Consider the following 11,707-nt stretch of genomic DNA (forward strand, 5'->3'; position numbering starts at 1 on the left):
CGAATGTGCCTATAGTCTGGGACTTGCTGCAATTGTTCGACGAGATTCATACTTGTTAGTTATCCATTTATTTCCACCCTATACAAATCATTATTATTTTTCTCTCGTTGTATGAAACCACCCTGCTTAGTCCCCCCTTGTAAAGGGGGGAAACAAGAAAAATCCGGTTCCCTCCCCTTTACAAGGGGAGGGTTAGGGAGGGGTAAAAAAATATTTGATACATCAATCACGACTTTTAAAACATCCTCTGAAATAAGTTTTAAATTAAGTACTAATTAGGTAGGCATAATTAAAATAACTTGTAATTCTTAATTGAATTAGTTGGGGTACAAGTCCCCAACAGAGAAAGACCAAAAATTACGAATTATGAGAGATAGCAGTGTCCGCCACCACAGCCGGCTGTGTGACATAGTTTAGGCGCACTATCAGCCATTGCACCGCCACTAACACTGAGTAATTCTTCTTCGCTCAGTTCGTTGGAGTCCACAAAGGTCAGTTCTGACAGCATTTGAGCTACGCTTTCGGCTGTGAAAGTATAACCTTTTTCTGCACTGGCAATTAGCAACAGTTTGATGGCTTCTGTTTGGGTAACTGCTGCTTGTATATTCTCGCGTAGTTGGCTATTTTGAAGTAGGCTTTGAATTTGTGACAACATAATTTTATTTTCTCCGATTTGGTGATAGTAATTGTTAATTGAATTCCCTCTTTTTCTTGATTAAAAAAGTAAAGAGGGAATTTGTTATGCAGCATTTCTTTCTGCGTTGAGCCTCAGTACCAAGTATGGAAATTATCCAAATTAAAATATTGGGAAAGTTGGATATAAAAAGCTGTTTTAGAAAAACAACCTGACCTTGGAGGCTACAATGCCAAGGAGAAGCTACATACCTTTTTTAGCAGTGTCCGCCACCACAGCCTTCTGTATGACATAGCTTAGGCGCACTATCAGCCATCAATCCACCACTAACACTGAGTAATTCTTCTTCACTCAGTTCGTTAGAATCCACAAAGGTTAGTTCGGACAGCATTTGAGAGATAGCTTCAACTGTGAAGTTATAACCTTTCTCTGCACTAGCGATCGCTAGCACTTTGATGGCTTCTGCTTGGTTAGCTGCTGCTTTTACTTGCTGTTGTAGTTGGGCGTTTTGAAGCAAATCTTTGATTTGGTGTAGCATACGTTTGTTCTCCGTTTTGATTGACTTATTGATACGGCAGAGATTGTGCGCTTGTTTTGGGCGGTGTTCTCTGCTTTTCTGATTTGAATTTAGAAAGAAATAGGGGAGAACTAGGGGAGATAAGTGCAATTGCGGAAAAATTTTTCAGCACGGATTAATTGGAGAATTAGGTATTAGGTATTAGTTATTTCTACCGATGCCCTCTACCTTTTCATAATGCTGATATCTGCGTAATTGCTGTAGTGTTTAAAGCCAATATGTAGTTTTGCTGTAGTTAAATATCCTAACGATCAACTAAAGATACAATCGCTATACCAAATTGATTGATCTATCTAGGAGATATTAAGGAGTTGGTGATGAGCGCTAAACAATTGGAGCAGGTGAAGCAATTGCAAGCTACCCTCACCAAAATGGAAGTGACATTAGGTGCGATCGCTGATGCTGTAGTCTGGGTAGGAGAAGACCGATGCATTCAATGGTGTAATTCTAGCTTTGAGGGTTTGGTGAATCAACCCCACAACACTGTCTCCGGCACAAAGTTAACTGACCTGTTACCCCTAGCACAAGTAGGACAACCAGTTGCTTTACATTGCTATCCTGATGTGCGGATACTCAATGGTGAGTACGAAACAGCAAATTATCAGTTCCAGCAGGGTGAGCGGGCTTTAACACTCCAAATTTCCGGTAACTGTAGCGGAATGACTGACGATCGCTGTGCAATACTGGTAATTCGGGATATTACGCAGACAAAACAAACTCAAGAATCGTTGCAAGAGATTGAGGAGCGTTTGCAGACATTAATTAACGCTACACCTGATATTATCTGTTTAAAAGATGGCGAAGGAAAATGGTTGCTGTCAAACCAGGCTAACTTAGAATTTTTACAGCTACAAGGCGTTGATTATCAAGGCAAAACAGACTCAGAACTAGCAGAATTTAGCAATTTTTATCACGATGCTTTGCTCAACTGCGACAAAACAGATGAACAAGCTTGGCAGTTGGGATGTGTGCATCGGGTAGAAGAAGTTATACCCCGACCTGATGGGACGGTGAGCAGTGTAGATATGATTAAAGCTCCCCTATTTCACCAGGATGGTAGACGCAAAGCTTTGGTGGTTTTAGGGCGGGATTTGAGCGATCGCAAACAAACTCAAGTTGCTTTAGAAAACTCTTTATCTCTGTTAAGCGCTATCTTTGAATCGATTCAAGACGGTATCTTAGTAGTTGATAGCTTAAGTAATATCACTAGTTACAACCAAAAGTTCTTAGAAATGTGGTCAATTCCACCAGAACTTTTGACAGAACCAGATCATCCTCAGCGGTTGGCGTATTTGGCAAAGCAGCTAAAAGACCCGAATATGTTTTTGCAACGAGTCCGAGAATTATATTCACAACCTGAAGTAGTTAGTTACGACTTATTAGAATTACAAGATGGCAGAGTATTTGAGCGATACTCCTGTCCTCAGCGCATCGGCGAACAGATTATTGGTAGAGTGTGGAGTTTCCGCGACATCACCCAACGCCAAAGGGCAGAAGAAGCTCTGCGGCAAAGTGAGCTACAATATCGCAGTATTTTTGAAGCTATTAATGATGGACTATTTATTACTGAAATAGAAACTGAAAAAGTCGCTGAAGTTAATCCTGCGGCTTGTCAGATGCACGGTTACTCTTATGAAGAATTTCTCACTTTACATCCATCTGTTTACATTCACCCAGACTCACATTCTGTTTTTTTAGAGTTTCTCGAAACAACGCAATCTGGTGAGCAATTTTATGGGCCAGCAGTTGATATCTGCAAAGATGGCACTTTGATAGATGTAGAAGTTAAAGGGACAACTTGCATTTACAATGGTAAGCCACACATCTTAGCGATAGTGCGCGATATTACTGCTCGTAAACGCACTGAGGAAGCCTTGCGACAAAGCGAAGTCCAGTATCGGGATTTGGTGCAAACAGCCAACTGCATCATTCTGCGTTGGGACGGTAACGGTAATATCATATTTTTAAATGATTACGGTCAAAGGATTTTTGGTTTCGATTTAGATGAAATTATCGGACGTAATGTTATCGGCACAATTGTTCCAGAAACCGAAACTTCTGGACGCGACTTACAAACATTAATGGTTGATATTTGTCAACACCCAGAAAACTATTTATTCAACGAAAATGAAAACTTATGCCAAAATGGCGATCGCGTTTGGATAGTCTGGGCAAATAAACCTATTTTAGATGCACAAGGAAACTTAGTCGAAATACTTTCAGTCGGCACTGATACCACAGAACGCAAACGTGCCGAAGCAGCCCTCCAGGAAAGTGAGTTAAAATTTCGCAGCATTGTTGAAAATGCCAATGATCTGATATTTGTCCTTTCGCCAGAGGGAATTTTTACTTATCACTCGCCAAATGTGACTGCAATTTTGGGTTACAGCCTGGAGGAAGTAGAAGGTCATTCGGTGGTGGAGTTTACCAAACCTGAAGATTTAGCAATTAGCGTCACCGCCTTACAAAAAGCTCTAACTGGCGAAAAGCTGACTGATATTGAGGTGCGATTGCGACACAAAGACGGTAGCTGGCGATGGTTCAACTTTAACACTTCCACAATCAACACTCCCAACGGTGAAATTGCGATCGCAGGTGTGGGACGCGATATTACAGAACGCAAGCAAGCTGAAGAAGCTTTGCGTCGTAGTGAAATGAAATACCGCAACATCTTTGAAAATTCCCAAGTGGGGATTTTCCGCACCTGCCAAAAGGATGGATTGATTATCGATGCAAATCAACGTGGTGCTGAGATATTAGGTTTTTCCTCTGCTGCTGACTTAATTGGCAAGTATTTCACAACTGACTTATATGTTAATCCAGGCGATCGCACGCGGATGCTAGCAGAGTTAGAAAAGGACGGTGAAGTTCGTAATTTTGAAATAGCACTGCGACGGCTCGATGGTTCGGTTGTTTGGTTACTGTTGTCACTGCGCCTCAATGCCGAAGAATCTTGTCTCGATTCTGTTTTTACAGATATTAGCGAACGGCAAGCCGCGCTACGCGAACGCAAACAGCAAGAACAGGCTTTACGCTTAATTGTTGAGGGCACAGCAGCAAAAACAGGTGATGAATTTTTCAATTCCTGCGTTCGTTACCTTGCCGAAGTATTGCAAGTTCAATATGCCTTAGTCACTGAGTTTGGTGATGAGCCAAAAACTAAAGTCCGCACTTTAGCATTTTGGTGTGGTGGGACTATTAACGAGAACTTGGAATATGATTTGCAAGGTACTCCTTGTGAACATACCTTGCAAGGCAATATGTGTCACTACCCCCAAGCAGTACAAACCGCTTTCCCCCAAGATGCAGATTTAGTGAAGATGAATGCCGAGAGTTTTTTTGGCGTTCCTCTAACCAGTTCATCCGGCGAAATCATCGGACATCTAGCAGTGATAGATGTTAAACCAATGAAGCATGATCCCGGACGGGAACTGATTCTTAAAATTTTTGCTGCCCGTGCCGGTGCTGAACTGGAACGGAAACAAGCAGAAGCAGCCCTACAGCAAAGTGAGTTAAAGTTTCGCACTATCGTTGAAAAGGTCAACGATATGCTGTTTGTTATTAGTCCTGATGGGGTATTTAACTATATTTCCCCTAATATATTGAATACCACCGGATTTGCCCCCAGCGAAATGGAGGGCAATTCCTTGGCATCTTTTACTCATCCTGATGATGTGCCAGTATGTTTTGAAGCCGCCCAAACTATCCTGGCAACAGGTGAGGGAATTTCCGGAACTGAGTACCGCGCCAAACATCGAACTAAAGGCTGGGTTTGGCTAACTGCTAATGCAGTCCGCACACAAGATGCCCAAGGTAATTTTCAGATTGTGGGTGTAGCTCGTGATATTAGCGATCGCAAACAAGCAGAAGCAGCTTTACAACGTCGGACTCAAGCAGAAAGTTTACTCAGTAGCATTTCTCGCCAATTTATTGACCAAAATTTAGATACAGCAATTAATTTTACATTGCGAGCGATCGCTGAGTTTATTAGTGCCGAACACAGTTGCATCTTTGAATTATCCGAAGATCAAAGGCGGTTCGACCTCATTCATGAATGGTGTGGCGAAGGTGTCGAGCCATTGATTGATCTTGCCAAAGGATCACCTGTAGAAAGTTTTCCCTATTTTTATGCTCCAATCCTGCTGGGCAACCATATACAAATCCCTTGTGTCGCAGAATTGCCACCTGATACACCAGAGAGAAAGCTATTTGAGGGGATGTCGTTTCAGTCTGTAGTTGCTGTACCCATGCTTCACTCTGGTGAAGTAGTTGGATTTGTCGGTACAGCGATGATCCACTTGTGTCAAACCTGGAGTCAAGAGGATCTGAATCTATTAAAGCTGGTAGGTGAAATAATTGCGATCGGTCGAGCTAGGCATCAAGCAGAAGAAGCGCTGAGAATTGCCAAAGAAGCTGCCGAAACTGCCAACCGTGCCAAAAGTGCTTTCCTCGCTAACATGAGCCACGAACTCCGCACGCCTCTGAATGCGATTCTGGGTTTTTCTCAGTTAATGGAACGAGATACTAGCCTCAACTCAAACCAACGTGAATCTTTAGCTACCATTAACCGCAGTGGCGAACACTTGCTCAATCTGATTAACGATGTTCTAGAAATGTCCAAAATTGAAGCTGGACAAATCATTTTCAACCCTGAAGACTTCGACCTTTATCTGCTGTTGCAAACATTACAAGAAATGTTTCAGGTAAGGGCACAAACAAAGCAATTGTTCCTCAGATTTGAAATTGCTCCCAATCTTCCCCGTTACATCCAGACAGATGAAGGTAAGCTCCGCCAAGTCCTGATTAACCTTTTAGGTAACGCCGTCAAGTTCACTCAAACAGGGGGAGTAACTTTAAGGGTCAGATTAGGGAGTGAGAGTAGAGGAGCAGGGGAGGCAGGGGAAGCAGGGGAGGAAAAACTATTATGCCCAATGCCCAATGCCCCATGCCCCATGCCCCATGCCCCATGCCCAATGCCCAATGCCCCATTTCTTCACTTTGAAGTCGAAGACACTGGACGGGGAATAGCACCAGAAGAAATGAATAACCTGTTTCAACCTTTTGTCCAGACGACAAGCGGTATCCAAACCAAGGAGGGAACTGGACTAGGGCTGACTATCAGCCGTCAATTTGTGCGGTTACTGGGAGGCGATATTCACTTGACGAGTAGCGTTAGACAAGGATCTACTTTTAGTTTTGACATCCAAGTGAATTTAGCCGCAGCTTTGAAAGCTGCACCAAAATTGAGTAAGGGGCGTGTACTCAAGCTGGCAGCAGACCAACCATCTTACCGGGTTCTGGTAGTGGATGACCGCAAAGAAAACCGCGATTTAATTGTGCAACTTCTTGGTAGTATTGGCTTTGAGATTAAGGCTGCGAATAATGGACAAGAAGCGATCGCAATTTGGCAAACCTGGCAACCTCACCTAATTTGGATGGATATGCGGATGCCTGTAATGAACGGTTACGATGCAACAAAAGAGATTAGAGCCAGGGAAAAAAATACAACTACAAATCACCGCACCGTAATTATTGCCCTAACTGCCAGTGCTTTTGAAGAACAACAGGCAAGTATCTTAGCCGCAGGTTGCGACGACTTAGTTCGTAAGCCATTCCGGGAGCAAGTGATTTTTGAAAAGATCGCTGAATATTTGCAGGTGCGTTATGTTTACGCAGAAGAAAGCCGTGAAGAAGCAACAGACAACAACCTAGAAAATATTGAATTTTCCATCTTGGATCTTCGCTCTGCAATTACCGTTATGCCTGCCCAATGGGTAACAGAACTTAATCAGGCAGCCGTCGAAGTCGATGCTGAAAGGATTTTCCAACTAATTGAGCAAATTCCACCAACACATTCTGCTTTGGCAGAAAGATTGGCAAATTTAGTCCGTAGTTTCTGCTTCGATGAAATTATCGGATTAACGGAGGATAACTTGTAATATCATGTCCGGCAAATTACTTGTGATATGTCATTGCGAATGCAACGTTCGCGGTAGCGTCTCGTAGAGAAGTGGAATGAAGCAATCACAAGCAATACTACACGCTTTGTGCATTTTTACCTCGGAATTTGATTTGGGGAAAAGGTTAAAAATTAGCGATCACAATTTTGATGATAGAACTTTTTTAGCAAATATTAGAGAAAAAATAAGCATTTAATTTGTATGGACTGTAACCATGCAAGTTAAATGCTTAGAGTTGATTAATTTGTGGCTAAAGCTGGTTCTGCCAAAAAATATTTCAGATTTTCTTGCTGAGTCGCAAATTTCAAATATTGAGATGCCATTTCTGGTGTTAGCAATTCTATCATTAATCTGTTTTCCACCCAGAACTCAATCACATCAAAGAAAGAATCGCGGTTACAGCGCACTACACGCCAACCTTCACGGACACCGATTTGTTCAATTTCTTCCTGACTACTTGGTACAGAAATAGCTGCATGAATATCTGTATAAATAGAGGTAATTGCAGTATGCACAAATACGCATTCTTCATCATTTTCACCAGGTTCAATTTGAGAGCCTAAAGGATAAAGTTCAATGGCTGTACCGTATTCATCAAAAGGTATAACCATATAGCTTCCTGGATTAGGAGGAAATGAAACAGCTTGCGCTTTTAAGATTTCTGCCAGAACTTGAGCAACATGACTAGGGTTTCTAACAGCAATTGAAATATGGTGAATCATGGAATAACCTCAGTTCGATATTTTATAAATTAGGAAACAATCGGGGAGAACTAGGGGAGAGAAAAAAGCTTAACTCTTAAATAGACTTCTTGCAAAAGTCGGGGTAAAGGGGAAGGGGAAAAGGGTAAATAAACTCAAAATCCTTTCCCTTTAACCTTTACCCTTTTCCCTCTCTTGCAAAAATATGTTTTTGCAAGAGGTCTAATGCTTATTAGCTTATTGAGGTCGCCCGTAATGAGCTTTACCTTTACCATCGGCAGTCTCAAGCACCAGAACTTGCTGCCCGTACTCATTCGTCTCAATCGACCACTGATAAGTCTCAGGCTTTGCTGTATTGCGGCTGGAGTAAGTGCGCCCGCTATTGCAAATTTGCCCTTTGGATGTGCTGTCACTGGGTTGGAAAGTCAGGCGTTGAGCCTCAATTTTAACTTTGCCTTTTTCCTCTATGAAGAGGTTAGACGCGCAGTTGTAAGTGTTAATTTGAAGCAGCCTATTTCGCTTGTAGTTTCCGTTAGATGCGAGTTGAAATTGATCGCTAGAACCGTTCGGGGCTGCTGACTGCCCTGTGTAACTATCTTGGTATTGGATGGACGAGATTCGACCATATCGCCACTCGCCCTGGAGTTCAGCAGGGACTCCAGTATCGTTTTTACCCGCTTGACTCGCGCTTGGGTAAAAAACAAGGCTAGCGGTGAGTCCTAAACTCAAGGCACTAGAAGCGAAAAGGCGGACAGTTTTTGGCATTGAATAAAGTTGGTTATTTGTTATTGAGTACATTTGACTTTTGTAGAAATAGATTTAATAACGCGAAATTTGCGTGTTTATATATAGCAGTTACCACTAGGATAGCTAGCTGTACACTGCATCCCAATGAAACGTTCACGCAAGAAATTGCAATCCATATTTGTTCAAAACAGGTTGCACTTTTTCCATGTTTAACGATGAACTATCTGCTACTTGACCCATTTCTTCATAAAAGTTTTTCGCACCTTTAGGTGAAATTAAAACCAGAAATTTAGCAGTAGCAGAACGAATCTTGAAGGCGTGTGGTGCATTGTGAGGAATGTTAATGAAAAAGCCTGGTGATGCCAAAGTTGTTTCTGTACCAACTTGGATGTCTAATTGCCCTTCTAGAACATAAAATGCTTCTTCCCAAGGGTGAGTGTGCAGTGGCGGGCCATTTTCTTCTGTATCCGTAATTTCATAAATTGTCCAAGCTTGATTTGTCTCTTCCCCAGTTACTTTTGTTGTGAACTGTGAACCAAGAATTGAGAATTGATTACCTTCTCCTGGTGCAATAATAGCTGGTTTACGTATAGTTGAACTTTGCATACAAGTTACTCCTTATTGTGTAATTTGGTAGGTGTAATCTACAAACTTGATTTGATGTTTTTAACATTAGAAATTAATCGGGGAGAACTAGGGGAGATAAATGGGTAATTGATATTTTTTTTGTAACTGATTATTAAGACATGGAACTAAGGTTAAAATTTCTAGAAAGAATTAGTAGCCTATTCTGGCTAAAGTCGATATTGCCATGCCTAAAGAGCCATTCAACTTGCCCAAAGCAGACATACTGGTGATTGATGACACGCCAGAAAACCTAAACCTCTTATCTGCCATGCTGACGGAACAGGGATATAAAGTTCGCAGCGTAACTAAAGGTTCTACGGGGTTACGGGGAGCAAATGCAGTTCCCCCAGACTTGATTTTGCTGGATGTGAATATGCCGGAGATGAATGGCTATGAAGTCTGCCAACACCTGAAGGCAAGCGATCGCACCCGCGAAATTCCAGTAATCTTTATCAGCGCTTTGGGTGATGTGCTGGATAAGGTGAAAGCCTTTGCAGTTGGTGGGGTGGACTATATAACTAAGCCTTTTCAACTAGAAGAGGTTTTAGCACGAATTGAAAATCACTTGACGATTTGGAAGCTGCAACAACAACTCCAAGCTCAAAATGAGCGGTTGCAGCAGGAAATTAGCGATCGCGCCAAAGCAGAAGAGAAGTTCACTAAAGTTTTCCGCTCTAGTCCTAATCCGATCGCGATCGCTACCATTTCGGAAGCTCGTTTTATTGATGTCAATCCTAGTTTCTTGAAGATGAGCGGCTATTGTCTAGAGGAAGTGATTGGTGATACGGTTGCTGAACTTAATTTAGGTAAGGATGCAGTAGCGATCGCTCAGACCATCCAACTTTTATCTGATACTGGATCACTCTATAATCAGGAATTTGAATTTTCTACCAAGTCTGGAGAGGTCAAGACTATACTGCTATCTATCGAATTGATTGACCTGGGTGGGGTGCAATGCGCTTTATTAATTGCCAACGACATCACCGAACGTAAACGCTTGGAAAACGAGTTTATCTCTCTAGTTAGTCACGAATTACGTACACCTTTAACCTCCACAATGGGAGCGTTAGATTTATTGGGTGCAGGACAATTAGGAACTCTAACTGAACAGGGACAAAAAGTTCTGAGCATTGCTACTACTAATACAGAACGCCTGATCCGATTGATAAATGATATTCTCGATTTAGAGCGGATGAAATCAGTCAAAATCTTCATGCAGAAGGTGAAGTGCAACGCTGCTGATCTGCTAATTATGGCAACAGAAACAATGCAGGCAATGGCAGATAAATTGCAAGTTCAACTGATTGTCCAGCCTCTAGCAATTGAACTTTGGGCAGACCCCGATCGCCTACTGCAAACTCTGACCAACTTAATAAGTAATGCTATTAAGTTTTCTGAACCAGGTGATACCGTGTGGATAAGTGCCACACTCGCAGAACACAAGGTTGTTGGGTTGGGAGAAAATGACCATTCTTCAACACAAAGTACTCCATTACCCAGTTTTCTGCTAATTACTATCCGAGATGAAGGGCGAGGAATTCCTAAAGATAAATTACAACTAATCTTCGAGCGCTTTCAGCAGGTAGATGCATCCGACTCCCGCAAAAAAGGAGGAACAGGTTTAGGACTGGCTATTTGCCGAAATATTGTCCAACAACATAACGGTAAAATCTGGGTTCAGAGCATTTTGGGTGAAGGTAGCACGTTTTATGTACTGTTACCTCTGGCAGCTTTCTAATAAATGGCTTTTAACTGTTTAACAAAGTTTGGGGGTTTAAGTCCCCTGCCTCTATAAGCAGCAGGTTTTGTGTAGGGGTTAAATCCCCGTTACAAAACATAATTGCGTTAGCGAGTCCGCGTTAGCGACGCAAGAGCGTCGCGTCATTGCGTTAGCGGAGCGCGGGGCGTTAGCCCATTGCGAATTGTTTTAATTCTCCCCTGCTTTTCCCCGATTTAGCTTTAGAATATCTCAAGAGCGATCAAGCAAATCAGCACATACATCGTGGAAGAGTGTCATTATGAGCAAAAATGTCTTGATTGTTGATGATGAAGAAGATGTGCGGGCGATCGCAAAGTTGGGATTAGAAATGGGTGCTGGCTGGAATGTTTTGACAGCTAGTTCTGGTCAAGAAGCCTTAAACGTAGCTCTTAACCATAAACTAGATGTCATCTTATTAGATATGATGATGCCTGATATGGATGGGCGTGCAACTCTGCAACAACTGAAAGCTAACTCCGCCACTAAAGAAATTCCAGTAATTTTATTAACAGCCAAATTTCAGCAATCAGATCGAGAGAGTTTTACTGATTTGGATGTTGCTGCTATTTTTGCCAAGCCTTTCCGTCCATTGAAACTGGCAGAGCAAATCAGTGAAGTACTGGGCAGTTAGTCTGACTTTGATACCTTGTTCGCGTTACCCGCATTTCTCACAAGCTTAAGGCGTTTGATGGAGGAGAGGAG

8 protein-coding genes are annotated in these 11,707 nt (G+C 42.2%); 3 read left to right on the top strand and 5 right to left on the bottom strand.

Features of this window, described 5'->3' with window-relative positions:
- Positions 1–364 precede the first annotated feature (364 nt).
- Positions 365–655 carry a Nif11-like leader peptide family natural product precursor gene (locus A4S05_RS08535; RefSeq protein WP_069069406.1) on the bottom strand — a complete coding sequence of 97 codons (291 nt, stop codon included), beginning with the start codon at positions 653–655 and terminating at the stop codon, positions 365–367.
- A 235-nt stretch (positions 656–890) separates the two neighbouring features.
- Positions 891–1,172 (bottom strand): Nif11-like leader peptide family RiPP precursor, encoded by a 282-nt coding sequence (locus A4S05_RS08540; protein WP_069069407.1) that lies wholly within the window; start codon positions 1,170–1,172, stop codon positions 891–893.
- A gap of 356 nt (positions 1,173–1,528) precedes the next feature.
- On the opposite strand from A4S05_RS08540, the gene A4S05_RS38690 reads away from it, so the two are divergent.
- The gene (locus A4S05_RS38690; protein WP_084227033.1) at positions 1,529–7,150 is read left to right on the top strand and encodes a PAS domain S-box protein; all 5,622 of its coding nucleotides are present in this window, start codon (positions 1,529–1,531) and stop codon (positions 7,148–7,150) included.
- A gap of 260 nt (positions 7,151–7,410) precedes the next feature.
- Here the strand turns inward: A4S05_RS38690 and A4S05_RS08550 are convergent, their stop codons facing one another.
- The 3 genes from A4S05_RS08550 to A4S05_RS08560 all read right to left on the bottom strand — a co-directional run bounded on the left by A4S05_RS08550 (position 7,411) and on the right by A4S05_RS08560 (position 9,225).
- Complete coding sequence (locus A4S05_RS08550) at positions 7,411–7,893, bottom strand: hypothetical protein (protein ID WP_069069408.1); 483 nt, start codon at positions 7,891–7,893, stop codon at positions 7,411–7,413.
- A 216-nt stretch (positions 7,894–8,109) separates the two neighbouring features.
- Positions 8,110–8,637 carry a hypothetical protein gene (locus tag A4S05_RS08555; protein ID WP_256090877.1) on the bottom strand — a complete coding sequence of 176 codons (528 nt, stop codon included), beginning with the start codon at positions 8,635–8,637 and terminating at the stop codon, positions 8,110–8,112.
- 135 nt (positions 8,638–8,772) lie between these two features.
- Positions 8,773–9,225: a cupin domain-containing protein gene (locus A4S05_RS08560; RefSeq protein WP_069069410.1), complete on the bottom strand. Its 453-nt coding sequence runs from the start codon at positions 9,223–9,225 to the stop codon at positions 8,773–8,775.
- 205 nt (positions 9,226–9,430) lie between these two features.
- Between A4S05_RS08560 and A4S05_RS08565 the strand changes: the two genes are divergently transcribed.
- Positions 9,431–10,984: an ATP-binding response regulator gene (locus A4S05_RS08565; protein ID WP_069069411.1), complete on the top strand. Its 1,554-nt coding sequence runs from the start codon at positions 9,431–9,433 to the stop codon at positions 10,982–10,984.
- Between the two features lie 280 nt (positions 10,985–11,264).
- On the top strand, positions 11,265–11,636 hold the full coding sequence (locus tag A4S05_RS08570) for a response regulator (protein ID WP_069069412.1): 372 nt from the start codon (positions 11,265–11,267) through the stop codon (positions 11,634–11,636).
- Positions 11,637–11,707 lie beyond the last annotated feature (71 nt).

Source organism: Nostoc sp. KVJ20 (assembly GCF_001712795.1).
GTDB lineage: Bacteria > Cyanobacteriota > Cyanobacteriia > Cyanobacteriales > Nostocaceae > Nostoc.